The organism is Ferrovibrio terrae (assembly GCF_007197755.1).
GTDB classification, from domain to species: Bacteria; Pseudomonadota; Alphaproteobacteria; order Ferrovibrionales; family Ferrovibrionaceae; genus Ferrovibrio; species Ferrovibrio terrae.
Genome location: NZ_CP041636.1, coordinates 2,043,638 through 2,067,627, shown reverse-complemented (window position 1 = coordinate 2,067,627; position 23,990 = coordinate 2,043,638). Strand labels below are relative to the sequence as shown.

The following is a 23,990-nucleotide window of genomic DNA, read 5'->3' as shown; positions in this document are numbered from 1 at the left end:
AGTCCCATGGAGCAGCACGATATCAACGTGATCGTGAACGGACAGAAGCTGCGGCGCCGCGTATCCGCGCGCCAACATCTGATCGATTTCCTGCGCAATGAACTAAGCCTGACCGGCTCGCATCTCGGCTGCGAGCACGGTGTCTGCGGCGCCTGCACCATCCAGGTCAACGGCACCGCCGTGCGCGGCTGCCTGATGCTGGCCGTGCAGGCCGACGGCGCGTCGGTTGATACCATCGAGGGCCTGAGCGACAGCGGTGCCATTGCCGATCTGCAGGACGCCTTTCACAAGCATAACGCCCTGCAATGCGGCTTCTGCACGCCGGGCATGCTGGCGACCGCCGCCGAATTGGTCGAGCAGCATCCCAATGCCGATCGCGAGGAAATCCGCGCGCATATTTCCGGCAATTACTGCCGCTGCACCGGTTATCACGCGATTGTCGATGCCATCGCGACCGTGCTCGACGCACGCCGGAAAGCTGCCGGCGGGAGCGGCGCATGAGCAGCGCTCCGCCCGTCTCCTTCTTCGACCGCCCGAACAGCTATATCGGGCGCACCGTGCCGCGCCCGAACGCCAAAAAGCTGCTGCAGGGGCGCGGGACTTACGTTGATGACATCACCCTGCCCCGCATGACGCATGTGGTCTTCGTGCGCAGCCCGCATGCGCATGCCAAAATCATCGGCATCGACCGCGCAGCCGCGCAGGAGATGCCCGGCGTCATCGCCATCGTCACCGGACCCGAGCTTGCGAAGGTGATCACGCCCTGGGTCGGTGTGCTGACACATATGAAGGGGCTGAAATCCGCGCCGCAGCATGCGCTTGCCATCGACCGCGCCTGCTGGCAGGGCGAGGCCGTGGCCGCCGTGGTGGCAGAGACCCGCGCCGAAGCCGAAGATGCCGCCGAAATGGTGGTGGTCGAGTGGGAAGAACTGCCCGCCGTCGTCGATATGGAAGCCGCGCTGGACGCCAGCACACCGGTAATCCACCCTGAACTGGGCGACAATCTCGCCTTCAGGCGCGAACTGGTGACCGGCGAGGTCGATGCTGCTTTCGCCGCCGCCGATCATGTCTTCGAGGAAGTGTATCATACCGGCCGCCATACCGGCGTCTGCCTGGAACCACGCGCCGTGCTGGCCGACTACCAGCCGGCCGAGGGCAAGCTGGTCGCCTATCAGGCGACGCAGGCGCCGCACATGATCCAGAACCTGCTGGCCAAGCATCTGAACCTGACCGAATCCGATGTGCGGGTGATCTGCAAGGATGTCGGCGGCTCGTTTGGCATCAAGGTTCATATCTATCCCGACGAAATGGCCACGGCGGCCCTGTCGGTTCTGCTGCGGCGGCCGGTGAAATTCATCGCCGATCGGCTCGAATCTTTTGTCACTGACATCCATGCCCGCGATCACCGCATCAAGGGCAGGATCGCGGTCAACACGGATGGCGAGATCCTGGCCTTCGAGATCGACGACCGCACGGCCATCGGGCCCTACTCGGTCTATCCGCGCACCAGCGCGGTCGAGGCCAATCAGGTGGTCAACCTGGTCGGCGGCCCCTACAAGCACAAAGCCTATCGCGCTTCCACCGAAGTGGTGTTCCAGAACAAGAACGTGACCTGCCAGTATCGCGCGGTCGGACATCCGGTGGCCTGCGCGGTCACCGAAGGCCTGGTCGATCTGGCCGCGCGCAAACTCGGCATCGACCCTGCCGAGATCCGCCGGCGTAACCTGATCCCCGATGACGCCTATCCTTACACTGGCCTTGCTGGCCTGCCCTATGAAAGCCTGTCGCATCACGCCTCGCTCGACAAATTACTGGCGCTGATGGATTACGACGGCTTACGCGCCGAGCAGGCCGAGCTGCGCAAGTGTGGCGTCTATCGCGGCATCGGCCTGGCCAGCTTCATCGAAGTCACCAACCCATCGTCGGCCTTCTACGGCATCGGTGGCGCACGCATCTCGTCGCAGGATGGTTGCACCATACGGCTCGATCCGACCGGCACCATCATCTGCGCCACCGGCGTGACCGAGCAGGGCCAGGGCACCGAGGCGATCATCGCGCAGATCGCGGCGACCGCTGTCGGTGTCACCATGGAAAAAGTCCGCGTCATCACTGGCGATACCGATGCCACGCCCTATGGCGGCGGTACCTGGGCCTCGCGCGGCGCCGGCATCGGCGGCGAAGCAGCGCTGCAGGCCGGCAAGGCGCTGCGGCAGAATATCCTCGCCGTTGCCGCCGCCATGCTGCAGGCCGCGCCGGAGACCCTCGACATCCGCAACGGCACCGTGGTCGATGCCGACACCGGCAACGAACGACTCCCGCTGGAAGAGATTGGCCGCGTCGTCTACTTCCGGCCGGATACCTTGCCAAAAGGCCTGCAGCCCGAATTCGTGGTGACGCGCCATTACGTGCAGAAAGACTATCCCTTCGTCTTCACCAACGGCATCCAGGGTTCATATCTGGAGGTCGATACCGAGACCGGTTTCGTCACCCTGCTGAAGCATTGGTGCGTCGAGGATTGCGGCACCATCATAAATCCGCAGCTGGTCGACGAACAGATTCGCGGCGGCGTCGTGCAAGGACTGGGCGGCGCATTGTTCGAGCATTGCATCTACGACGATCGCGGCCAGCTGGTGAACGGTTCGATGATCGACTACCTGGTGCCGATGGCCGGCGAAATGCCGGATATCATTGTGGGCCATGTCGTCTCGCCGACCGCCAGTTCCGAACTTGGCGCCAAAGGCGCGGGCGAAGCCGGCACGGCTGGCGCACCGGCCGCGGTGATGAACGCGATCAACGACGCGCTGCGGCCGCTGAATGTCAGTCTCACGGCGCAGCCGTTCACACCCGAATCGATATTGCTGGCATTGGGCAAAGTCCAAGCCGGGAGAAAATGAGTTTCAGCAGGCGCGTATCAAACGGCCACAAGAAGGGCCGCAACATAACCATGTGGAGGAAACCATGATCAGCAAGCGTAACTCCAAGCGCTCCGGCATGAGCCGGCGTGAAGTTCTGGCTGCCGGTGCCGGCGGCGTCGCCCTCGCGGGCTTTACCCCGTCCTTGTTCTCGATCGCCAAGGCACAGACCGGCACGATCAAGATCGGCTTCCCGGTGCCGCTGACCGGCCCGTTCGGTGCCGAAGCAAATGATCAGGTCAAGGCCGCCGAAATCGCGGTCAAGGAATTCAACGACGCCGGCGGCTTCCAGGGCCGCATGGCCGAACTGCTCGTCCGCGACGACAAGCTCAATCCCGGTGAAGCGGCGACCCGCACACTGGAACTGATTGAAAAGGACAAGGTCAACTACGTCGTCGGCTCGCTGTCGGCTGCCGTGCAGCTCTCGATCAACAACGTGACCAAAGAACGCGGCGTGATCTTCAATTCGATCAGCCAGTCGGATGCGATCAACGAGGTCAAGGACTGGAGCAAGTTCACCTTCCACGAGGCGCTCAATCCGCATATGACCGCCGGCGCCGTCGGCCGCTATGCCTTCTCCAAGTTCGGCAAGAAAGTCGTCTACCTGACCGCCGACTATGCCTACGGCCATGAAATGGTGCGTGGCTTTGAATCTGCCGGCAAGCCGCTCGGCGCCACGACGCTGGCCGATATCCGCCATCCGATCGGCGCCAACGACTATTCCGCCTTCCTGCCGCGCATCCAGTCGCTGCGTCCCGACGTGCTCTGCATCTGCAACTTCGGCCGCGACCAGGTCAACGCCGTGAAGCAGGCCACCGAATTCGGCCTGAAGGAAAAGATCAAGATCGTCGCCCCCGTCCTGCTCTATACCGCCCGCGTTGCCGGCGGTCCGGAGATTTTCGAGGGCGTGGTCGGCGGCACCTCGTATTACTGGCGCCTGGAAGACACCGTTCCGACCGCCAAGGCGTTCAACGACAAGTTCCGCGCCGCCAATGGCGGGGCGGTGCCGTCCGATTACGGTGCGCTGGGCTATGCCGGCGTCCGCACAGTGCTTACTGCCGCCAAGACTGCCGGCAGCACCGACACCGACAAGGTTGTCGCGGCCATGCGCGCCCTGAAATACGACTTCTACAAGGGCCCGCAATACTATCGCGACTGCGACCACCAGTCCGTCCAGTCGGTTCTGGTGATCGAGTCCAAGAGCAAGGACATGAAGGACAAGAACGACGTGTTCAGCATCGTCGGAGTCGAGACACCCGATGAGAAGAATCTGCGCTCCTGCGCCGATCTTGGCCACAAGGCTTAATTGAGTTCCGAGCGCTACGCCGTGATGAAGGAATGGTGATGTCTGGTCTCACCCTGGATTTATTGCTGTTACAGGTCGTCACCGGCGTGGCGCTCGGCTCAGTCTTTGTTCTGTTGGCTATCGGTCTGTCGCTGATCTTTGGCATGCTCACCATCGTCAACTTCGCCCATGGCGCCTTCTACATGGTCGGCGCCTATATGGGTGTCTTCCTCTATGGCCTGACCAAGAACTTCTGGATCTGCCTCGTCCTCGTCCCGCTGGCCGTAGGCTCCATCGGGCTGGTGGTCGAGCGTTTCCTGATCCGGCCGCTCTATGGCCGCAATATCGACGATCCGCTGCTGCTGACCTTCGGCCTGGGCTACGTCTTCATCGAAACCATTCGTATTCTGTTCGGCCTGAACGGTATTCCCTTCAGCACCCCAGCCGGCCTGCGCGGTGCGGTCGATATCGGCATCGGCCATTTCCCGCTCTACCGTCTGTTCCTGATCGGCGCGACGGGTGTGCTGGTGCTGGGCCTCTGGCTGTTCATCGAGAAGACCAAGTTCGGCCTGATCATCCGCGCCGGTGCGCGTGACCCGGAAATTCTGAAAGTGCTCGGCATCGATGTGTCGAAAATCTGGCTGCTGGTCTTCGGCATGGGCACCGGTATTGCCGGCCTGTCCGGCATCCTTGCCGCCCCGCTGCAGGCCGTGACGCCCGAGATGGGCATTCCGGTGCTGGCCGAGGCTTTCGTGGTCACCGTGGTCGGCGGCATGGGCTCGCTGATTGGTGCGGTCACCGCCGGACTCATGGTGGGTATCGTCGTCGCCATGACGTCGCTGTTCATGCCGGAAATGGCCAAGGTTTCGATTTTCCTGCTGATGGCGCTGGTGCTGCTGGTCCGCCCGCAGGGACTGTTCGGCCGCGCCGGACTGATGGGCTGAGCCATGATCGCTACGACCAGCGCCGCCTCCCTCATTGCCTTCGGCAAGCGCCATCGCGCCGCCCTGGCCATTGCCGTCCTGCTCGTCTTCCCCTGGTTGATGCCCTACGAAGCGCTGGCGGTGAACATTCTCGTGCTCGGGCTTTACGCCGTCGGGTTCAACCTGCTGTTCGGCTATACCGGCCTGCTGTCCTTCGGCCATGCCGCCTTCCTCGGTTCCGGCGCTTATGGCTGCGGCATCGCGCTGGTGCATTTCGGCGTGCCATGGTTCGGTTCGATCCTGATCGGCGTGCTGCTATCGGCATTCTTCGCCGCGATCATGGGCTTCCTGGCGATCCGCACGCGCGGCATCTACTTTGCGATGGTGACGCTCGCGCTGTCGCAATGCGTCTACTACCTCTTCTATCAGGCGGTGAACCTGACCGGCGGCGAAAACGGCCTGCGCGGCATCAACCTGTCGGAAATCGGCATCCTCGGCTTCAGCGTCAATTTCCTCAATCCGACGACGAAGTACTACGTCATCCTGGCCTTCGTCGCCTTCGCGCTGTGGCTGTTCTCCCGCCTGCTCGCCTCTCCCTTCGGCGCCGTGCTGGAGGCGATCCGCGAGAATGAAAGCCGCGCACGCGCCTGCGGTTACGACGTGGCACGGGTCAAGTTCATCGCCTTCGTGATCTCGGGCGCCTTCTGCGGCTTGGCCGGTGCGCTGAAGGCGTTGCATCTGTCGATCGTGCCGATCGAGACCCTGCATTACCTGACGTCCGGACAGGTCGTCATGATGGCGCTCCTCGGTGGCATGAACACCTTCTTCGGGCCCTTCGTCGGCGCCGCCGCCTTCCTGCTGCTGGAAGACATGCTGACCACGATGACCAGTCACTGGCAACTCGTACTCGGCGCCGTCTTCGTGATCTTCGTCCTGTTCTTCCCCAAGGGAATCTGGGGCTCGGCGCTGGCCTGGATGGTGCGGAAATGAGCGAGATCATCCTGTCGACTCGCAACGTCGGCAAAAGCTTTGGGGGTTTCGTTGCCCTGAAAGATATTTCCATCGAATTCGAGCGCGGCAAGCTGACCGCGATTATCGGCCCGAACGGCGCCGGCAAGAGCACCTATTTCAACATCCTGTCCGGCGCCTTCCCACCCACCACGGGACAGCTGCTGTTCCAGGGCCGCGACATCTCGACCCTGCCGCAGCACAAGTTTGCCAGCAACGGCATCGCCAAGTCGTTCCAGATCACCAACGTGTTCCCGAAACTCTCGGCCTTCGAGAATGTGCGCGTGGCCGTGCAGGCACGTCAGGTCGGCCTCAATCCGTGGCGCAACCGCGACGGCTATACCGAGGTGAACCGCCGCGCCCGCGAACTTCTTGCACTCGTCGGGCTGGAGAAACAGGCCGACCGCATCGCGCAGGACATGGCGCATGGCGAACAGCGCGCGCTGGAAATCGCCATGGCGCTGGCCGCCGAACCGGTCCTGCTGCTGCTGGATGAGCCCACCGCCGGCATGTCGCCCGAGGAAACCCGGGTGATGATGGACCTGATCCAGCGCCTGAGCCGCGACCGCACCATCATCCTGGTCGAACACAAGATGAAGCTGGTGATGGGTATCTGCGAACGCATCATCGTCCTGCATCATGGCGAGCTGCTGGCCGATGGCACGCCGCAGGAGGTGCGGACGAATGCCGAGGTCAAGCGCGTCTATCTCGGACAGGGGCGCCACTGATGCTGAAGATCGCCAACCTGTCGGCCTGGTACGGCCACAGCCACATCCTGCAGGACATCTCGCTGGAGGTGAAGCGCGGCGAGATCGTCACCCTGATCGGGCGCAACGGTGCCGGCAAAACCACGACCTTGCGCAGCATCATGGGCCTGGTGCCCAAGCGGCAGGGCAGCGTGGTGTTTGATGGTGAGGAAATCCTGGCCGAGCCAGCGCACAAGCGCTTTCATCGCGGCCTCGCCTATGTGCCGGAAGAGCGCCGTATCGTTCCCGGCCTCAGCGTGCTGGAAAACCTGCGCCTCGGCATCATCGGCAGCGCCAATCGTTCAAAAGAGAACGAGCGGATCGACCTGATCGCCGAGACCTTCCCCCGCCTCAAGCAGCGCCTGGGCCAGGAAGCCATCACCATGTCGGGCGGCGAGCAGCAGATGCTGGCGATTGCCCGTGCCATGATGGCCGAGCCGCAGATGATCCTGCTGGATGAGCCTTCGGAAGGCATCATGCCGATCCTGGTGGACGAGATGTTCGAGCTGTTCCGCAACATGAAGACGGCTGGCACCACCATCATGCTGGTGGAACAGAATGTCGAGCTGGCGCTGGGGATTTCGGATCGCGCCTACATCATGGACCAGGGCGAGATTGTGTACCACGACACCGCAACCGCCCTGCTGGCCGACAAGGCCATGCAGGAACGCTATTGCGCTGTCTGAACACGGGAGGAAGCAGCTATGGGCATCAACAGGCTGGCGCATTACTCGATCCGCACGACCGACCTTGAGGCGTCGCGCGCCTTCTATACCGACATCCTGGGTTTTCGCGTCGGCTTCCGGCCCGAATTCAAATTCCCCGGCATCTGGCTCTACATGGGCGATGATGACGACAAGGAATACGGCACCGTCCATATCATCGGCATCGATCCGAACGATCCGCAGGGCCTGATCGACTATCTCGGTGACAAGCCGCTCGACAGCCTGCAGGGCACCGGCACGGTCGATCATATCGCCTTCACCGCCAACGATCTGGCGGCGATGCGTAAAAACCTGACTGCTCGCGGCCTGGAGTTTTTTGAACGCACGGTGCCCTCGCTTGGCCTGCACCAGCTGTTCCTGACCGATCCCTCCGGCGTGACGATCGAACTGAACTATCCGGCCGCCGAAGCCGGAGCGTGATCCGGTGCGGCGCGCGCTGATTGCCGGCGGCTCGCTGGGCGGCCTGCTGGCGGCCAACATGCTGCATTGCGCCGGCTGGGACGTGCTGGTGCTGGAACGCGCCAATGCGACTCTCTCAGGCCGTGGCGCCGGCATCGTCACGCATCCTGAACTCTTTGACTGCCTTGAGGTGGCCGGGCTTACGGTTGATGACAAGATCGGCGTGCCGGTGCCCGGTCGCATCACGCTGGGTCGCGACGGCCAGGTGCTGCAGGAAAGCACCCTGCCGCAGATTCTCACCGCCTGGGGACGGCTTTATCACCTGCTCAAGGCGGCACTGCCGGCTGATCTTTATCGCTTCGGCGCAGGTTTGCGTGCGTTCGAGCAGGATGACGCTGGTGTTGCGGTCACCCTCGCCGATGGGTCGCAGCAGCATGGCGATATCCTGATCGGCGCAGATGGCATCCGTTCGACTGTCCGGCAGCAATTGCTGCCGCAGGTTCGCCCGGGCTATGCCGGCTATGTCGCCTGGCGCGGCCTCGCGGATGAAGCCGTGCTGTCGGAAGCCACGCATCGCGCCATCTTCGAGCGCTTTGCCTTCTGCCTGCCGCCGGGCGAGCAGATACTAGGCTATCCCGTCGCCGGCACCGGGGACAATCTGGCGCGCGGGCATCGCCGTTTCAACTTCGTCTGGTATCGCCCGGCCGACGAGCAGAGCCAGTTGCCCGACCTGCTAACCGACGAACAGGGCCACCGGCATGACGACGGCATCCCGCCGCAGCTGATTCGCGCCGATGTACACCAGGCCATGCTGCGCGCCGCCGACGAGGTGCTGGCGCCGCAGTTTGCCGAGATCGTGCACAAGGCGACGCAGCCTCTCGTGCAGCCGATCTACGACCTGGACTCGCCGCAGCTCGCCTTCGGCCGCGTCGCGCTGCTCGGTGATGCCGCCTTTGTGGCCCGGCCGCATTGCGGCATGGGCGTGACCAAGGCAGCGGCCGATGCGAAGTCGCTCACGCAGGCTCTGGCGCAACTGCCGGACGATCCCGTGCAGGCGCTGAAGACTTACGACAGCCAGCGCCAGCCGATCGGGCGTTTTCTCGTGGGTCATGCGCGCAGCCTCGGCGCCTATATGCAGGCGCAGATTCTGACGTCCGAGGAACGGCAGATGGCGGAACGCTATCGTTCGGTCGAGGCAGTGATGCGCGAGACCGCTGTCTCCCCGGCACTTCACTAAGGAACCGACAAGATGCAAATGGCAGGTGACGTCAGCATTGCCGCGGACCGGCAGCATGTCTGGAACGCGCTCAACGACCCCGACGTGCTGCGGCAATGCATTCCCGGCTGCGAGACGGTGACGCGCGAGGGCGACCACGTGCTGCTGGCCAAGGTGACGGCGAAGATTGGCCCGATCAAGGCCGGCTTTTCCGGCAAGGTGACGCTGTCCGAGCTCGACCCGCCGAATTCCTACGTGATCTCCGGCGAAGGCAGCGGCGGCGCGGCGGGCTTTGCCAAGGGCAGCGCCGCCGTGAAACTGACTACGGTTGGCAGCGTGACCCAGCTGCATTACGAGGTCGAGGCGGCCGTCGGTGGCAAGCTGGCGCAGATTGGCGCCCGCCTCATTGATACGACTGCGAAAAAAATGGCCGAAGACTTCTTCAGAAAATTCGTCGAGATCGCAGAAAGCACCTCTACGGCAAACCCGACAGCGAAAATCTCTGCCGCGGCATTGCCAGAGAAACCGGCACAGAGCATCCGCCCGCTGGTCATCGCAGCCGTCGTCGTTCTAACGGCTGCCGCAGCATTCTACCTCTCGCTTTAACCGCCGACTGATGTGCCCCATCTGCATTGACCTGATCGGGCGACGAGCGATCAGGTCAATGACAGGGGTTTGCAAATTCAATCATGGGCAATTTGAGACACACCGCTGCTAAAGCGTGCGAACAATAGTTGCCCGAGCAGCTAACTCATCTGCAGTTTCCGGTATTTCCCAGCTGGGCAGAGCGGTAAAGTCGGCTCTCACCGCGACGCGGCCAGAGCCGGCACCGGCTGCGCCGCCTTTAACCAGGCCCGCCATCCGCCGAGCGACGTGATATCCGGCGCATCCGCTGCGGCGATGGCCTCGCAGAGGAAGCCCTTGACCATCTGACCATCTTCCATTTTCACGTCACCGATCCCCAGCGGAACCGGAATCCCGGCGACGAAAGTCCCGAAAGCCGCGATCGGCAGCTGCCAGAGTTCACCGAGAATCGCCATGCCATCCTGCCGCGTCCGCACCAGGCCTGGTCGCGGCAACGCACCTGCTATGACATAGAGACGGTAATCGGGCGATGTGTGGCATTCGGCAACCAGCCGTCCGCCCAGAGTCTGTAACTGGTAATTCAGCGGCAGCCCCGACATATGAGCGCCGAAGACGGCGAGGTTGATATAGGGATAGTTCGCGCTGGTGCCCGGCATGGCCGTCGACTTTGAAGCGTCGGGCATGCCATGCCCGGTCGCGCCGAGTGGCAGGCCGACGCTGCGATGGAACGCGCCGCCAATGGCGGCCAGCAGCGGCTCGGTGAAGCAGGGCCCGATCAGTGTGATTCCGGCCGGCAGCCCATCCGGCTGGATGCCATTCGGCACCGCCAGTCCGGCAAGATCGAAGTAATTCACGAAGTTCGTGTAATAGCCGAGATTGCTGTTCAGTTGAACCGGATCGGCAAGCAGGTCTTCGATCCGGTAGATCGTACCGCTGGTCGGCAGCAGCATCACATCGATTTTCCGCCACGTTCCGAGCGAGGCCTGCTGCAGTTCGCGGATACGATAATAATGTCGGTGCACATCGACGCCGGATGCCTGTTTCCCTGCCTCGATGATCTTGCGCGTGATGGGGTGCAGCGCTTCGGGGTTGCTGTCGAGGAAGTCGCCCAGCGCTGCCGTGCGTTCTCCCGTACCGGCCGGCGTATAGAGCAGCCCCGCGGCTTCGGCGAAGGGCGCGTAGTCAATTTCCACTTTTTCGCCCCCCAGCGCGAGCATGCGGCTGACGGCATCCTGGAAAAGTGTCTCGGCAGCGCGGTTGCCGAAAAATTTAAGCTGGCTTTCGCGCGGCACGCCGAAGCGGAACCCCTGTGGCACCGCCGAGGCGTGCGCCTGCCAGCCGGCCGGAACCGCGCGACTGTAAGCATCCGAAGCATCGTATCCGGCGGCCGCGGCCAGCACGGTACTGGCGTCGTCGGTGGTCAGCGCGAAGATCGAGATACAATCGAGTGCCCGACACGCGGGCAGCATGCCGCTGGCACTCAGAATCCCGATGCTCGGTTTCAGGCCGACGATGTTGTTGAAGCCGGCCGGGACGCGGCCCGAGCCGGCCGTATCGGTGCCCAGGGCAAAACTGACGAGGCCGGCGCTGACAGCAACCGCCGATCCGGAACTGGATCCGCCTGGAATGTAATCGGCATTGAATGGATTGCGCGCGATACCATAAGGACTGCGCACACCGACGAGGCCGGTGGCGAACTGGTCGAGATTGGTTTTCCCGATGAGAATCGCGCCGGCAGCCAGCAGTTTCTCCACCACTGTCGCCGAACGTTCGGGCATGAAGGTGAAGTCCGGGCAGGCGGCTGTCGTCGGCAAGCCGGCCACATCGATGTTGTCCTTCACCGCGAAGGGAATGCCCCACAGTGGCTGTTGCGCCCCGCGTCCCGACGCCTCCAGCGCAGCGGCGCGGGCCATGGCTGTTTCCCGCGGCACCAGAGTGATCCAGACGCCTTCCTCGCCGCGCGCCTCGATACGGTCGTAAATGGCCGAGACCAGCGCCGCGGGCCGCAAGGCCTGATCATAGGCAGCACTGACGCTTTTCAGGTCGAGCGAGATATCCATAAGCCTGACTCCAAAGGAAACTGATGCATTGTATGCAATTGCCATACCGGCACAGGGGCTGTTAAATCTCTGGTAAATCAATGTTCTAGCTTGAGGCAATTGCCCAAGCATTGCATACAATCCGGAGCATATGCCTATTATTTCACCGTTTTTTGTGAGCGACGCTTCGGCAAGCACGAACCATCCCCGGAAGAGTTTCTCCTGCCGCAACAGGCGATTATCCCTTCCCACGTGCCCCCCGCCCCGTATTGGCACATCGGTTGCAAAGACAGCAGCCATCAGACACGCAGCAACGGGGGACCTGTCATGCAACGCCGCGTATTCCTATCCGCTTCATCCGCCATCGTCGCTGCAGCTCTGCTGACCACACTTACGCCCGCCCCGGCCGCTGCGCAGTCCCGCCAGGAAACCCTGCTGGTGCTGGTGGAGAATGGTCCGAACAATCTCGATATCCATGGTCTCGGCACCAGCTTCCGCTCCTATGTGGCGGCGTGGAACATGTATGACCGCCTGGTCACCTTCGGCCGCAAGACGCTTCCAGACGGCACGCTGAGCTACGACTACAGCAAGATCGAGCCTGAACTGGCCGAGAGCTACAGCGTCGCTCCCGACGGCGCCTCGATAACCTTCAAGCTGCGCAAGGATGCAAAATTCCATGACGGCGCGCCTGTCACGGCGAAGGACGTGAAGTGGTCATATGACCGCGCCGTCAGCGTCGGCGGCTTCCCGACCTTCCAGATGGCCGCCGGCAGCCTGACCAAACCGGAGCAGTTCGTTGTCGTGGATGAGCTCACCTTCCGCGTCGATCTGCCGAAAAAGGACAAGCTGTCGCTGCCCGACATGGCTGTGGTGGTGCCGGCCATCTACAATTCAGAACTGGCCAAGAAGCATGCCACAGACAAAGACCCCTGGGCCATGGAGTGGATGAAAACCAACTCCGCCGCCGGTGGTGCCTTCAAGCTGGACAAGTGGACCCCGGGCCAGGAAATCACCTTCAATCGCAATGACGACTGGAAAAGCGGTCCGCTGCCCAAGCTCAAGCGCGTGATCATCCGCGAGGTTCCGTCGCCCGGCAACCGCCGCGCCCTGATGGAACGCGGCGATGCCGATATCTCGGTCGATATGCCGCAGAAGGATTCTTCAGAGATCGTCGCCGAAAAGGGGTCAGGCAAATACATCGTGGTCGGCGTGCCGATCGAGAATTCGCTGAAATACATCGGCCTGGTCACCACGCAGAAGCCGTTCGATAATGTGAAGGTGCGTCAGGCGGTCGCCCATGCGGTGCCCTATGACCAGATCTACAAGTCGGCGGTCTACGGTCGTGGCATTCCGATGGCGATGGGGCCGGGCGATGCGCCCAAGGACGCCAGCTGGCCGCAACCCTTCCCCTACAAGACCGACCTGGACAAGGCCAAGAAACTGCTGGCCGAGGCGGGCTATCCAGACGGGTTTGAGACCACCATCTCGATCGACCTGGGCGATGCCACCGCATCCGAACCGGAGGCCGTGCTGCTTCAGGAAAGCCTGGGGAAGATCGGTATCAAGGCCAGCATCGAGAAGATTCCGGGTGCGAATTTCCGCAATGCCATGCTGCAGAAGAACCGGCCGATCCACATCGCCAGCTTCGGCGGCTGGCTGAACTTCCCGGATTACTTCTTCTTCTGGGGCTATCACGGCCAGAATGCGGTGTTCAACACCATGGCCTACAAGAACCCGAAGATGGATGCGCTGATCGATTCCGCCCGCTATGAGACCGATCCGGCCAAGTACAAGAACGACGTGATGGGCTTCATCAAGCTGGCAATGGACGAGGCGCCGCGTATTCCGCTGTACCAGCAGATTCTCGATGTCGGCATGCAGAAGAACATCAAGGGCTACACCTACTGGTTCCACCGCCAGCTCGATTTCCGCCAAATCGAGAAGATGTAAGGCCAGGGCGCGTAGAGCAGGGGAGCGGCGATGCTGCGCTTGATTGGCAAACGATTGCTGGCGGCTGTGCCGAGCGTGATCGGCGTGCTGATCGTCACCTTCCTGCTCACCCGCGCACTGCCTGGCGATCCGGCCGCCTTCTTTGCCGGACCCGCCGCCACCCAGCAGGCCATCGACGAAGTGCGCAAGAGCCTCGGCCTCGACAAGACCCTGCCGGAACAATTCGTCGTATACCTGAAAGATCTCAGCACCGGCAATCTCGGCAATTCGATTGCCACGGGCCAGCCGGTGCTGACCGAAATCCGCACCCGCCTGCCGGCTTCGCTGGAACTCACGCTTTATGGCCTGCTGGTTTCCGTGCTGATCGCCGTGCCGCTGGGGATTCTTGCGGCGACACGGCCGGGATCGCTGGTCGACCATGCCTGCCGCGTCATCACCACCGCCGGCGTGTCGCTGCCAGCCTTCTTCACCGGGCTGCTGCTGGTCTACCTGCTGTATTACCGGCTGGGCTGGGCTCCCGCCCCGCTTGGCCGTCTCGACATATTTTTCTCCGCACCCACGACGGTGACCGGGCTTTACACCATCGACGCGCTGATCGAGGGCAATCTCGAAACCTTCCGCGCTGCCTGCGCGCAACTGCTGCTGCCGGTGATCGCACTGGCGATCTTCACCATGGCGCCGCTGGCCCGCATGACCCGCGCCGCCATGCTGGAAGTCCTGAACAGCGACTTCATCCGCACCGCCCGCGCGTCGGGCCTGCCCAAGGGCAAGATCATCTACGGTTATGCCTTCCGCAATGCGATGCTGCCGGTGATCACCACGCTGGGCATGGTCTTTTCCTTCCTGCTCGGGGCCAATGTGCTGGTGGAAAAGGTCTTTTCCTGGCCCGGGATCGGCACCTTCGCCATCGAGGCGCTGATTGCTTCCGACTATGCGCCGATCCAGGGTTTCGTGCTGACCATGGCGCTGCTTTATGTGGCGCTCAACCTCGCTATCGACGTTCTGTATATCGTGATCGATCCACGCGTGGGATTTGACGCATGAGCACCGCAGCAACCGTCAAGCATATCCGCTATGTGCTGACCGAAAATCCGGTCACGCTGTTTGCCTTCGGCCTGTTCGGATTCATCCTGCTCTGCGCCATCTTCGGTCCCTGGATTGCGCCTTACAATCCACTGCAGACCAATGGTGCCATGACACTGAAACCTCCGTCGGCGCAGCACTGGTTCGGAACGGATGCGCTGGGTCGTGACATTTTCAGCCGCGTGCTGGTTGCCACCCGGCTCGATCTCGGAATTGCGTTTGCCTCGGTGATCCTGACTTTTGCGATTGGTGCGCTGGCCGGTATAGCCGCCGGCTTTTTCGGCGGCTGGATCGATCGCCTGGTCGGTCGCCTGGCCGATACCATCATGGCCTTCCCGCTGTTCGTGCTGGCCATGGGTATCGTCGCAGCATTGGGCAACACGGTGGGTAATATCGTGCTGGCGACCGCGATCATCAACACACCACTGTACGCGCGCGTCGCCCGCGCCGAAGCCAATATCCGACGCAATGCCGGCTTCGTGGAAGCCGCGCGGCTGTCAGGCAACGGCGAAGGCCGCATCCTGCTGATGCAGATCCTGCCCAACATTCTTCCTATTCTGATGGTGCAGTGCTCGCTCACCATGGGCTATGCCATCCTCAACGCGGCAGGGCTGTCCTTCATCGGACTCGGCATTTCGCCGCCGACGCCCGAATGGGGCATCCTGGTGGCCGAGGGCGCCGCCTATATGATCTCGGGCGAATGGTGGGTGGCGCTGTTTCCCGGCCTGGCACTGATGACCGCCGTGTTCTGCTTTAACCTGCTGGGCGATGGGTTGCGCGACATCGTTGATCCCCGGAGACGCACATGAGTGCGTCGACCAGCGATAAAGCGGGGCGCACATGAGTGCTGTTCCGGTTCTCTCAGTCGACAATCTCAGTGTCGAATTCCGCACTCGTGGCGGCATCGTCAAGGCGCTGGAGCGCGTCAACTTCAACATCAACAAGGGCGAGATGGTCGCCATCGTCGGCGAGAGCGGATCCGGCAAATCGGTCACCGCCTATACGGTGATGGGCATTCTCGATGCCGCCGGCCGGGTCAGCCAGGGCACCGCCACCTTCGGCGGCCTCGACCTGCTGAACACACCGGAGAACGTGCTACGCGACATTCGCGGCCGCGAAATCTCGATGATCTTCCAGAACCCGCGCGTGGCGCTGAACCCGATCCGCCGGGTCGGCGACCAGATCGCCGATGTACTGCTGCAGCATGGCAATGTCACGCGTCGGGAAGCACCGCAGCGTGCCGTCGAAATGCTGATGAAGGTGCGCATCCCCGATCCGCAGCGCCGGGCCAGGGCTTATCCCTTCGAACTGTCCGGCGGCATGTGCCAGCGCATCATGATCGCGATTGCACTGGCCTGCTCACCCAAGCTGCTGATCGCCGACGAGCCGACCACCGGCCTTGATGTCACCACCCAGGCGGCGATCATGGACCTGATCGCCGAACTGGGCGCCGAACAGGGCATGTCGACACTTCTGATCACGCACGACCTCGGCATGGCGGCGGAATACTGCGACCACATCGTGGTGATGCATGCCGGCCATATCGTTGAAGCCGCACCGACCATCGAACTGTTCCACCATCCGCGCCATCCCTACACCGCCAAACTAATCGCTGCGACGCCGAAGCCGAGCGTCAGCCTGAAAGACCTGGCCGCCATTCCCGGTAATCTGCCCGACCTGCGTGCCGCCGAGATTCCGCCGTGCCGCTACAGCGCGCGCTGCGAACGCCGGCAGGCGCGTTGCGACCAGGCCCTGCCGCAGGTCATGGGCGAATTGAAAGACAGCATGGTCGCCTGCTGGAATCCGCTATGAAGGATATATTCAACAAACCACTGCTGGATGCACAGGCGCTGCACAAGCATTTCGCGGTTGGCAAGAAGCCCGGCCTGTTTGAACGCGCACGCGGTGCTACAACACCTGTCTCCATGCTGCACGCTGTGGACGACGTCACCTTCACCATCGGCAAGGGCGAGACGCTCGGTCTGGTCGGCGAAAGCGGCTGCGGCAAGTCGACGCTGGTGCGCATCCTGACCCGCCTGCTCGACCTCACCGATGGCAGCATCCATCTCGATGGCGAGGAAATTGGCCATCTGCCAGCGAAGGGCTTTGGCCGCAGTCCTTATCGCCCACGCATTCAGATGGTGTTCCAGGATGCCGGCGACAGCCTCAATCCACGCTTCACGGCGTTCACCGCCATCGCCGACCCGATCCGACGCCTGAAGCCGATGCCAGGGGCTGCGCTGAAGGCCCGCGTCGAGGAATTGGCCGGCATGTGCGGCCTGCCCATGGAACTGCTAGGCCGCTTCCCGCACCAATTGTCGGGCGGCCAGAAGGCGCGTGTAGGTATCGCGCGGGCGATTGCCGTTGAACCAGACCTGCTGATCCTCGACGAGCCGACCGCAGCCCTCGACGTTTCGGTGCAGGTAGTGATCTTGCAGTTGCTGGAAGACCTGAAACAGCGGCTCGGCATGAGCTATCTCTTTGTCAGCCACGATCTCAACGTGGTGCGGCTGCTCTGTGATCGCGTCATGGTGATGTATCTGGGCAAGATCGTGGAAACCGGACCAGCCGAGCGGGTATTCCGCAAGCCGGCGCATCCCTATACGAAGGCGTTGCTCTCCGCGATCCCGCATTTCGAGCCAGGGCAAGACACCCCGCGCCTGCGGATTTCCGGCGAGCCGCGCAGCCCGATCGATCCCGATCCGAAAGTCTGCCGTTTCTACGGGCGCTGTCCGAACGGCACCGAGGCCTGTACCGAGGCGATGCCGATGCTGCAGGGTGTCGGCCCTGGCCATTCCGTTGCCTGCCACTTCCCGCTGGCCGATACTCTCGCCGGGGGCGAAGAGAGTCCCGACCCAATGATCGAGGAGGTCGCATGAGCAAGGATACGTTCGACGCCGAAGCCTTCATGGAGGCCACAGCCGCCGCGATGAACCTGACCATCGCGCCGGAATGGAAACCAAACGTGCTCGATAATCTCATCCGGTCGCGCCAGATCGCCTTGGCCGTACTGGACTTCCCGCTGCCCGATACAATCGAGCCGGCCTCGGTGTTCAAACCCTGAAGCGCCAGTCATGATCGATTTCCAGAGCAAGGCGCATGAAATTGCCGCTGCCGTGCGCGGCGGCAGGATTTCCGCAACCGAAGCACTCCGTGTCTCATTGGCCCGCATCGAGGCAACCAATGCCACGCTCAACGCCTTCACCGCCGTCACGTCTGAACGTGCCCGTGCCCGCGCCGCCGCCATCGACCAGGCGCATGACGAAGGCAAGACGCTGGGGCCGCTCGCAGGTGTGCCTTTCGCCGTCAAAAATCTGTTCGATGTGGCCGGCCTGTCGACGCTGGCCGGCTCAAAGATCAACCGTGACGATCCCCCGGCCAGAGCCGATGCCACGCTGGTGCAGCGGCTGGAGGCCGCCGGTGCCATTCTGGTCGGCGCACTCAACATGGGGGAATACGCCTACGACTTCACCGGCGAGAATATCCATTACGGCCCATCGCGTAATCCGCATGATCCGACCTGCATGTCGGGCGGATCATCCGGCGGCTCGGGCACTTCGGTGGCGGCCGGCATGGTGCCGCTGGCGCTCGGTTCGGATACCAACGGCTCAATCCGCGTGCCGTCTTCGCTCTGCGGCCTGTTCGGCCTCAAGCCGACTTTCGGCCGACTGAGCCGTCATGGCAGCTTCCTGTTCGTGGCCGATCTCGATCACCTGGGTCCGATGGCACGCTCGGCGACCGATCTGGCGCTGAGCTATGACGCCATGCAGGGGCCAGACGAGAACGACAGCTGGTGCGCACAGCGGCCGGTGGAACCTGTGACCGCAAAGCTGGATGGCGGCATCGACGGCCTGCGCATCGCCGTGGCTGATGATTACTTCATGGTGCTGGGCGATCCGGAGGTGCATGAAGCCGTCGCCGCCTTTGCGAAAGCGCTGAAGACCGAGCGCCGCATCACCATCCCCGAAGCCGGCCGCGGCCGCGCGGCGGCCTATGTGATCACCACTGTCGAAGGCGCCAACCTGCATCGTGAACGGCTGAAGACCCGCGCCAATGATTTCGACCCCGCCGTGCGCGACCGGTTTCTCGCCGGCCTGATGCTGCCCTCCGACTGGCTGGTGCAGGCGCATCGTTTTCGCGCCTGGTACCGCGCACGTGTGGCCGAAGTGTTCAGGGATGTCGACATCATCCTGGCACCGGCAACCCCGCGCGTCGCGCCGAAGCTCGGCCAGGTGATGATGACGCTGAACGGCGCCGAGATGCCGGTGCGCGCCAACCTCGGCCTGTTCACGCAGCCGATCTCGGCGATTGGCCTGCCTGTCGTGACGGCGCCCTATGCCGAGCGTGCCGGCAAGCTGCCCATCGGCGTGCAGATCATTGCCGCGCCCTGGAAAGAAGAGCTGGCATTGCGGGTGGCCAGACATCTGGAAACCATCGGTATTGCCGCATCGAAAGCCGTCTAGAGGATTACATGGACATCAATATTCCCGAGGTCGTGGCCGAAATGACCGAAGCCTTCATGCGCTATGAAAAGGCGCTGACCACCAACGATGTCGCCGTTCTGGATGAGCTGTTCCACAACAGTCCGCTGACATTGCGCTATGGCGTGACCGAAAACCTGCATTCCTACGACGAGATCAGGGCGTTTCGTGCCGGCCGCCCTTCAGTGGGACTTGAGCGCGAGATCTACAACACGCGCATCACCACCTATGGCCGCGACTTCGCCACGGCAAATACAGAATTCAAGCGCAAGAACAGCACCAAGACCGGGCGCCAGAGCCAGACCTGGATCCGCACGGCCGATGGCTGGCGCGTCGTCTCAGCGCATGTGAGCCTGCTCGAAGCCTGACGTCAGGCCGGCAGCATCATGCCCCGCAGCCGCAAGTCTCGGTGTACCAGCGGCTGACTGCACCCTCCAGCACAGTCCAGGCCGACAGGAATCCTGACTGAGCGTCTATCGCCTTGCGGTAGGCGGCCCGCAGATCGGCCTCCATTGCCGGCAGGTCTATGCCCGTCGGCAGGCCGGCGCGCGCCACGATGCGTCCCGCCACCACAACCTCTGTCACATGTGAGGCATTCCCGCGGGCAAACAGCAGATCGAGCGGATCGACTGGCATGATGGCATCGCGGTCAAGCCGGTCATAATCGATCACAGCATAGTCGGCCGGTTCGCCCGGCTGCAGCCAACCAGCGCCGGGTGCTCCGGTGGCGCGGCGACCATTGCGGATCGCAAGGCCGAGAAATTCCGCGCGACTCCAGGTCCGCTCGAAGCCGATACCGTCATGCGCCATCTGCACCAGACGCATTTCGCGCAGGGCATCATCGTCTTCATCCAGCGCCACCCCATCCACGCCGACCGCAATGGCGCAACCGCGGCGGTGAGCGTCGGAGATCGGTGCCAGACCGGAATGCAAGTGCAGGTTCGAGCTGAAATTCGTCACAATCCGCGCCCCGGATCGCGCAATCATGTCGAGTTCGCCCGGCCGGGCATGGATGCAATGCGCCAGCGTCACCCGTTCGGACAGAAAACCGATGTCGCGCAGGTAATGCACCACGCCTTCGGGGAAAGCCTGATCCGCCCAGCGCCGCTGGTAGACGGTTTCCAGCAGATGCATGTGGATGCGCCTGCCGGTACGGGCAGAATGCGCGGCAATCGCCTCCAGCAGCGGCCGCGAACACCACTGCACGCCGGCAGGGCCAAGCTGCACATCCACCATCGGGCCGGCGATGGCCGTGGCGATCTCTTCGATCAGGTCGAGATAGGCCTGCGGTGATGGCGGGCTGGGTGGCAGGCCCTGCTCGATGACGGCGCGGTGGACCGGCGGCAGTCCGGCGAGAATCTCGGCGGCATCACCATAGACCAGCGGATTCTGGTCGCGCACCGCCAGTGCAAAGGCGATACGGATACCGACATCACCAGCGGCGCGGGCGATAGCTCTGGCTTCGTCCGCCATGCCCATACGGCCGCTCGGCTTGGTGTAATGCACCATCATGGTGCCGGTGCCGGCGCGGACATTGCGGCCGAAAGATATGGCGGCCGTCAGGTAAGGATCGGGCGGCGTGATCAGCGGTGAACGCAGGATCCAGGTTTCCAGCGGCATGTTCAGGCTGCCGAAGGATGACGCGGCCGGCCGGGCATGGTCATGCGCGTTCACCAACGCCGGGATCACCAGCCGGCGGCCCGGCTCCGGCTTGGCCGCCGCTTCGATAGAAACGATGACGCCGCCCTCATGCGTGAGGACGGCGTCATGCTTCAGGCCTTGTTCGGGACCGCAGAAGAGGCTGGTGGCATGAACGTGCCCCATGCGCTGCCTCTCCGCGCCCTTAGTTCTTGGTATAGGTGAGTGCGCGCTCACTTTTCGGCGGCAGGAATTCGCGGGAGAAGACTTCCGACACGGCTGGAGCGCGCTCCAGCTGGTAGCCTTCCACCACGATGGCAATGGCACGGGCCATGCGGTCATCCTTGATGTCGCCGATGCCGATTTCCTTCATCTCGGGCGAGACGATCAGGTTATCGAAGGAGTACTGCAGGCGACGCTTCTCGACCGGAATATCGACCAGGTTGTCATACTTGGCGACCGCGGTCATGCCCAGATTCTGGTCCTTGCCGATTTCCAGCATCGCCTTGTTGACGGCACGCACCAGGCCAGCGACCGCCTTCGGATTGGTCTGGATCAGCTTGCGCGACACCATCATGCCGTTGGAATACAGATCCATGCCGTAGTCGCCAAAGTTGAACCACTTGTAGTCCTTGTCCGGATCCTGGCGGTTCAGCACCAGGTTGAAGTAGCTGGTGATGTTGAACACGAGCACGCCATCGACATCGCCCTTGATCAGCATTGGCTCCTGCAGGTTCGGCGCCATGTTGGTCGTCTTGATCTTGCTGGCGTCCAGGCCGTTTTTGCGCACGAAAACCGGCAGCAGGCGCATGGTCGGCGTGCCCTGGGATCCGCCCAGGGTTCGGCCTTCCAGGTCCTTGATCGTGTTGATGCCACTGCTTTTCTTGACGCCGATGGTGAAAGGCGGCTGGTTCCACATCTGGTAAACCATGACCGGCGAGTCCTGCGGCCGCGTCGAGGCGTTCTGGATGATGGCATTGACATCGCCGAAGCCGGCGTCATAGGCGCCCGACATGATGCGGGTGACTGTGGCGCCCGAGCCTTCGCCCTGGTCGATCACCACGTTCAGGCCTTCGGCCTTGAAGTAGCCCTTTTCCAACGCCAGCAGATAGGCCGCATCGCTGCCCTGGGTCTTCCAGCCCAGGGTGAACTTGATATTAGTATCCTGCGCCATGGCGGAACCGGCAACCAGCATGCCGCCCATGACCAGTGCTGTCAGCTTTGAAAACATGTCCGTCCTCCTCGTGTGAACCCAGTCAGCGAAAAATCTGGTGCGGCGATCAAACCGCGATGTCGTTCTTACGCGTGGCCCAACCGGTGACGCGCCCCTCGATCAGCGAAAACAGCAGGTAAAGCAGCACGCCCAGGCCCGCGAGAATGAACAGGCCGGCGAACACCAGCGGCACGTTGAAGTTGGAAGACGCCGTCATCATCACGTTGCCGATGCCGCGGTTGGAGGCGACAGTTTCGGACAGCACGGTGCCGACGAAGGCATAGGTGATCGCCACTTTCAACGAGGCGAAGAAGAAGGGCATCGTACGCGGCAGGCCGACATTCCACAGGATGTCGAACTTGCTGGCGCCCAGCGCCTTCAGCACATCTTCCATTTCCGGCTCGGTGGTGGCGAGGCCGGTGGCAATGTTGACCACGATGGGAAAAAAGCAGATCGAGATCGAGGTGAGGATCGCCGGCACTTCGCCCGAGCCGAACCACAGCACGAAGATCGGCACCACTGCGACTTTCGGGATCGAGGAAAAACCGATCAGCAGTGGATAGGCCGTATCGTAAGCCACCCGCGACACACCGATCATCGCCCCCAGCACCACGCCGAGTGCAACGCCAAGCGCAAATCCGAGCAGTGTGGTGTAAATGGTGCGGATGATATGTGGCCACAGGACCGGGAAGCGGTTGATCAGCGTTTCCACCACCTGCGACGGACGCGGCAGGATCAGGTCTGACATACCGCTGGCCAGGCAAAATACTTCCCAGCCAACGAAGAACAGTACGATCAGTCCGAAGGACCAGACTTTCTGGCGCAGATTTGTTGGCATGGTCAGACCTCTCCCGCTCCAGGCGCGCTCCGCGTATGGACGATCAGTTCGCGCAGGCGCTGGTTCAGCGTCACGAAATCCGGTTCGAAGGTCATGGCGATGGTGCGCGGGCGGGCGAATTCCACCGCGCTGTCGTCGATGATGCGGCCGGGCCGCGCGCTCATCACACAGATTCGGCTGGCCAGGAAGCCGGCCTCACGCAGGTCATGCGTCACCAGCAGAACAGTTGGCCGGTGTGTCATCCAGAGGTCCTGCATGATCGCCCAAAGCTCTTCGCGGGTGAACTGGTCGAGGGCACCGAACGGTTCGTCCAGCAGCAGCAGGCGGGGTTCATGGATCAGCGCGCGGCAAAGATTGGCGCGCTGCAGCATGCCGCCGGAGAGTTGCCAGGGAAAATGCTTGCCGAAACCCTTGAGGCCGACCTGGTCCAGCAGGGCATAGGCCTTGTCTCGAAAGGTGGTACGGCGCTTGCGGCGATAGTCCGAGCGATAGGGTTCGACGATCTTGAGCGGCAGCATGATGTTCTGCTCGATCGTCATCCACGGCAGCATGGTCGGATTCTGGAAGGCCATGCCGATGCGCAGCGCCTTGGCTGCCACCTCACGGCCACCGACGATGACGGCACCGCTGGTCGGTTGCACCAGCCCGCTCGCCAGCCGCAGAATCGTCGACTTGCCGCAGCCGGATGGACCGACCAGGGCGACGAATTCGCCATCGGCGATGCGGAGCGTGGTTTCCGACAGGGCGGGTACCGCCTTGTCGCCACGGCCGAAGGTGACCGCCGCGCCGGACAGTTCGATGGCCCGCAGCGGTTCGATGCTTCCGGCCGCCGTCAGGCCAGCCGATGTCTGCATGCTGTTCATGGATGAAAGTGTATGCAATCTTAATGCCACGCTAGCCGGGCTTATATTGACCCTTTCCCGCCCCGGCAGTATGGTGACTCGCACTA

At 62.7% G+C, this 23,990-nt stretch carries 23 protein-coding genes; 18 read left to right on the top strand and 5 right to left on the bottom strand.

What is annotated here, in order from left to right:
* Nucleotides 1-6 precede the first annotated feature (6 nt).
* From FNB15_RS10050 to FNB15_RS10005, 10 genes are all read left to right on the top strand, one after another.
* Entirely contained in the window at nt 7-501 is a 495-nt protein-coding gene (locus tag FNB15_RS10050) for a (2Fe-2S)-binding protein (protein ID WP_144068570.1), read from the top strand.
* Nucleotides 498-2,894, top strand: coding sequence for a xanthine dehydrogenase family protein molybdopterin-binding subunit (locus tag FNB15_RS10045; protein ID WP_144068569.1), 2,397 nt, complete (start codon nt 498-500; stop codon nt 2,892-2,894). Before FNB15_RS10050 ends, FNB15_RS10045 begins: the two co-directional genes overlap by 4 nt.
* A 64-nt stretch (nt 2,895-2,958) precedes the next feature.
* Nucleotides 2,959-4,218 carry an ABC transporter substrate-binding protein gene (locus tag FNB15_RS10040; protein WP_221932788.1) on the top strand — a complete coding sequence of 420 codons (1,260 nt, stop codon included), beginning with the start codon at nt 2,959-2,961 and terminating at the stop codon, nt 4,216-4,218.
* Nucleotides 4,219-4,256: 38 nt separating this feature from the next.
* Complete coding sequence (locus tag FNB15_RS10035; protein ID WP_144068568.1) at nt 4,257-5,141, top strand: branched-chain amino acid ABC transporter permease; 885 nt, start codon at nt 4,257-4,259, stop codon at nt 5,139-5,141.
* Nucleotides 5,142-5,144: 3 nt separating this feature from the next.
* Nucleotides 5,145-6,110, top strand: coding sequence for a branched-chain amino acid ABC transporter permease (locus tag FNB15_RS10030; RefSeq protein WP_144068567.1), 966 nt, complete (start codon nt 5,145-5,147; stop codon nt 6,108-6,110).
* Nucleotides 6,107-6,856: an ABC transporter ATP-binding protein gene (locus FNB15_RS10025; protein WP_144068566.1), complete on the top strand. Its 750-nt coding sequence runs from the start codon at nt 6,107-6,109 to the stop codon at nt 6,854-6,856. The genes FNB15_RS10030 and FNB15_RS10025 overlap by 4 nt, the downstream gene beginning before the upstream one ends.
* On the top strand, nt 6,856-7,560 hold the full coding sequence (locus FNB15_RS10020; protein ID WP_144068565.1) for an ABC transporter ATP-binding protein: 705 nt from the start codon (nt 6,856-6,858) through the stop codon (nt 7,558-7,560). The genes FNB15_RS10025 and FNB15_RS10020 overlap by 1 nt, the downstream gene beginning before the upstream one ends.
* 18 nt (nt 7,561-7,578) lie before the next feature.
* Complete coding sequence (locus tag FNB15_RS10015) at nt 7,579-8,019, top strand: VOC family protein (RefSeq protein WP_144068564.1); 441 nt, start codon at nt 7,579-7,581, stop codon at nt 8,017-8,019.
* Nucleotides 8,020-8,023: 4 nt separating this feature from the next.
* Nucleotides 8,024-9,235: an FAD binding domain-containing protein gene (locus FNB15_RS10010; protein WP_144068563.1), complete on the top strand. Its 1,212-nt coding sequence runs from the start codon at nt 8,024-8,026 to the stop codon at nt 9,233-9,235.
* 12 nt (nt 9,236-9,247) lie between these two features.
* Nucleotides 9,248-9,820: an SRPBCC family protein gene (locus tag FNB15_RS10005; protein WP_144068562.1), complete on the top strand. Its 573-nt coding sequence runs from the start codon at nt 9,248-9,250 to the stop codon at nt 9,818-9,820.
* Between the two features lie 197 nt (nt 9,821-10,017).
* Here the strand turns inward: FNB15_RS10005 and atzF are convergent, their stop codons facing one another.
* Complete coding sequence (gene atzF / locus FNB15_RS10000; RefSeq protein ID WP_246068839.1) at nt 10,018-12,069, bottom strand: allophanate hydrolase; 2,052 nt, start codon at nt 12,067-12,069, stop codon at nt 10,018-10,020.
* Nucleotides 12,070-12,165: 96 nt separating this feature from the next.
* Here atzF and FNB15_RS09995 point away from each other — a divergent pair, with 96 nt between their 5' ends.
* Genes FNB15_RS09995 through hpxZ form a run of 8 tightly spaced genes read left to right on the top strand, consistent with a single transcriptional unit; the run spans nt 12,166 to nt 19,720 of the window.
* Nucleotides 12,166-13,788 (top strand): ABC transporter substrate-binding protein, encoded by a 1,623-nt coding sequence (locus FNB15_RS09995; RefSeq protein WP_144068561.1) that lies wholly within the window; start codon nt 12,166-12,168, stop codon nt 13,786-13,788.
* A gap of 30 nt (nt 13,789-13,818) precedes the next feature.
* A complete protein-coding gene (locus tag FNB15_RS09990; RefSeq protein ID WP_144068560.1) occupies nt 13,819-14,832 on the top strand; it encodes an ABC transporter permease in 1,014 nt (337 codons plus the stop codon).
* Entirely contained in the window at nt 14,829-15,680 is an 852-nt protein-coding gene (locus FNB15_RS09985; protein WP_144068559.1) for an ABC transporter permease, read from the top strand. Before FNB15_RS09990 ends, FNB15_RS09985 begins: the two co-directional genes overlap by 4 nt.
* Before the next feature lie 31 nt (nt 15,681-15,711).
* Nucleotides 15,712-16,683, top strand: a complete 972-nt coding sequence (locus FNB15_RS09980) for an ABC transporter ATP-binding protein (protein WP_144068558.1) — start codon at nt 15,712-15,714, stop codon at nt 16,681-16,683.
* On the top strand, nt 16,680-17,750 hold the full coding sequence (locus FNB15_RS09975; RefSeq protein ID WP_144068557.1) for an ABC transporter ATP-binding protein: 1,071 nt from the start codon (nt 16,680-16,682) through the stop codon (nt 17,748-17,750). Before FNB15_RS09980 ends, FNB15_RS09975 begins: the two co-directional genes overlap by 4 nt.
* Nucleotides 17,747-17,935 carry a DUF4089 domain-containing protein gene (locus FNB15_RS09970; protein ID WP_144068556.1) on the top strand — a complete coding sequence of 63 codons (189 nt, stop codon included), beginning with the start codon at nt 17,747-17,749 and terminating at the stop codon, nt 17,933-17,935. Before FNB15_RS09975 ends, FNB15_RS09970 begins: the two co-directional genes overlap by 4 nt.
* Before the next feature lie 10 nt (nt 17,936-17,945).
* Nucleotides 17,946-19,334 (top strand): AtzE family amidohydrolase, encoded by a 1,389-nt coding sequence (locus FNB15_RS09965; RefSeq protein WP_144068555.1) that lies wholly within the window; start codon nt 17,946-17,948, stop codon nt 19,332-19,334.
* Nucleotides 19,335-19,342: 8 nt separating this feature from the next.
* Nucleotides 19,343-19,720, top strand: a complete 378-nt coding sequence (gene hpxZ / locus FNB15_RS09960) for an oxalurate catabolism protein HpxZ (protein ID WP_144068554.1) — start codon at nt 19,343-19,345, stop codon at nt 19,718-19,720.
* A gap of 16 nt (nt 19,721-19,736) precedes the next feature.
* On the opposite strand, the gene FNB15_RS09955 is transcribed toward hpxZ, so the two are convergent.
* The 4 genes from FNB15_RS09955 to FNB15_RS09940 are packed head-to-tail and all read right to left on the bottom strand — an operon-like array spanning nt 19,737 to nt 23,904.
* Entirely contained in the window at nt 19,737-21,176 is a 1,440-nt protein-coding gene (locus FNB15_RS09955) for an amidohydrolase family protein (protein WP_144068553.1), read from the bottom strand.
* 19 nt (nt 21,177-21,195) lie between these two features.
* Nucleotides 21,196-22,221 (bottom strand): ABC transporter substrate-binding protein, encoded by a 1,026-nt coding sequence (locus FNB15_RS09950; RefSeq protein WP_144068552.1) that lies wholly within the window; start codon nt 22,219-22,221, stop codon nt 21,196-21,198.
* A gap of 49 nt (nt 22,222-22,270) precedes the next feature.
* Nucleotides 22,271-23,041 carry an ABC transporter permease gene (locus tag FNB15_RS09945; protein WP_144068551.1) on the bottom strand — a complete coding sequence of 257 codons (771 nt, stop codon included), beginning with the start codon at nt 23,039-23,041 and terminating at the stop codon, nt 22,271-22,273.
* A 2-nt stretch (nt 23,042-23,043) separates the two neighbouring features.
* The gene (locus FNB15_RS09940) at nt 23,044-23,904 is read right to left on the bottom strand and encodes an ABC transporter ATP-binding protein (protein WP_144068550.1); all 861 of its coding nucleotides are present in this window, start codon (nt 23,902-23,904) and stop codon (nt 23,044-23,046) included.
* Nucleotides 23,905-23,990 lie beyond the last annotated feature (86 nt).

Excerpts from the sequence above, each read along its gene's own strand:
- FNB15_RS09985 (WP_144068559.1), top strand. The coding sequence starts at position 14,829 with ATGAGCACCGCAGCAACCGTCAAGCATATCCGCTATGTGCTGACCGAA.
- FNB15_RS09970 (WP_144068556.1), top strand. The coding sequence starts at position 17,747 with ATGAGCAAGGATACGTTCGACGCCGAAGCCTTCATGGAGGCCACAGCC.
- FNB15_RS10020 (WP_144068565.1), top strand. The coding sequence starts at position 6,856 with ATGCTGAAGATCGCCAACCTGTCGGCCTGGTACGGCCACAGCCACATC.
- FNB15_RS09965 (WP_144068555.1), top strand. The coding sequence starts at position 17,946 with ATGATCGATTTCCAGAGCAAGGCGCATGAAATTGCCGCTGCCGTGCGC.
- FNB15_RS10030 (WP_144068567.1), top strand. The coding sequence starts at position 5,145 with ATGATCGCTACGACCAGCGCCGCCTCCCTCATTGCCTTCGGCAAGCGC.
- FNB15_RS09995 (WP_144068561.1), top strand. The coding sequence starts at position 12,166 with ATGCAACGCCGCGTATTCCTATCCGCTTCATCCGCCATCGTCGCTGCA.
- FNB15_RS09955 (WP_144068553.1), bottom strand. The coding sequence starts at position 21,176 with ATGGGGCACGTTCATGCCACCAGCCTCTTCTGCGGTCCCGAACAAGGC.
- FNB15_RS09975 (WP_144068557.1), top strand. The coding sequence starts at position 16,680 with ATGAAGGATATATTCAACAAACCACTGCTGGATGCACAGGCGCTGCAC.
- FNB15_RS09945 (WP_144068551.1), bottom strand. The coding sequence starts at position 23,041 with ATGCCAACAAATCTGCGCCAGAAAGTCTGGTCCTTCGGACTGATCGTA.
- FNB15_RS10045 (WP_144068569.1), top strand. The coding sequence starts at position 498 with ATGAGCAGCGCTCCGCCCGTCTCCTTCTTCGACCGCCCGAACAGCTAT.
- FNB15_RS09990 (WP_144068560.1), top strand. The coding sequence starts at position 13,819 with ATGCTGCGCTTGATTGGCAAACGATTGCTGGCGGCTGTGCCGAGCGTG.
- FNB15_RS09940 (WP_144068550.1), bottom strand. The coding sequence starts at position 23,904 with ATGAACAGCATGCAGACATCGGCTGGCCTGACGGCGGCCGGAAGCATC.
- FNB15_RS10005 (WP_144068562.1), top strand. The coding sequence starts at position 9,248 with ATGCAAATGGCAGGTGACGTCAGCATTGCCGCGGACCGGCAGCATGTC.
- FNB15_RS10035 (WP_144068568.1), top strand. The coding sequence starts at position 4,257 with ATGTCTGGTCTCACCCTGGATTTATTGCTGTTACAGGTCGTCACCGGC.
- FNB15_RS10050 (WP_144068570.1), top strand. The coding sequence starts at position 7 with ATGGAGCAGCACGATATCAACGTGATCGTGAACGGACAGAAGCTGCGG.
- FNB15_RS09980 (WP_144068558.1), top strand. The coding sequence starts at position 15,712 with ATGAGTGCTGTTCCGGTTCTCTCAGTCGACAATCTCAGTGTCGAATTC.
- FNB15_RS09950 (WP_144068552.1), bottom strand. The coding sequence starts at position 22,221 with ATGTTTTCAAAGCTGACAGCACTGGTCATGGGCGGCATGCTGGTTGCC.
- FNB15_RS10015 (WP_144068564.1), top strand. The coding sequence starts at position 7,579 with ATGGGCATCAACAGGCTGGCGCATTACTCGATCCGCACGACCGACCTT.
- FNB15_RS10025 (WP_144068566.1), top strand. The coding sequence starts at position 6,107 with ATGAGCGAGATCATCCTGTCGACTCGCAACGTCGGCAAAAGCTTTGGG.
- FNB15_RS10040 (WP_221932788.1), top strand. The coding sequence starts at position 2,959 with ATGATCAGCAAGCGTAACTCCAAGCGCTCCGGCATGAGCCGGCGTGAA.
- hpxZ (WP_144068554.1), top strand. The coding sequence starts at position 19,343 with ATGGACATCAATATTCCCGAGGTCGTGGCCGAAATGACCGAAGCCTTC.